The sequence below is a fragment of the Bacillus sp. GbtcB10 genome (assembly GCF_019091365.1).
GTDB lineage: Bacteria > Bacillota > Bacilli > Bacillales > Bacillaceae > Bacillus > Bacillus altitudinis.
In genome coordinates this window covers 1-228 of sequence record NZ_JAGXJP010000485.1, presented here as the reverse complement: position 1 = coordinate 228, position 228 = coordinate 1, and the positions used below count along the sequence as shown (strand labels likewise).

Sequence of the window (228 nt, the reverse complement as noted above, 5' to 3'; positions counted from 1 at the left end):
AGTACATCGTTATAAATATCGTTATGAAGGGGCTATTAACGGTCTTGTGTATTTACCAATTTTAATTCCTGATATTTTAATGGGATTATCTTTACTTATCTTATTTAGTCAATTAGGTATGGAACTTGGCAAAACAACAATTATTATTGCGCACATTACATTTAGTATTTCATTTGTTGTCGTTATTTTAGCAGCACGTCTTTCTGGTATGGGACGTGATTTAGAAGA

Annotated in this window: 1 pseudogene; it reads left to right on the top strand. The window is 31.1% G+C overall.

The features are described 5' to 3' along the window. Window positions 1–228: pseudogene (gene potC, locus KVT11_RS20905) on the top strand (spermidine/putrescine ABC transporter permease PotC); the annotation flags it as partial.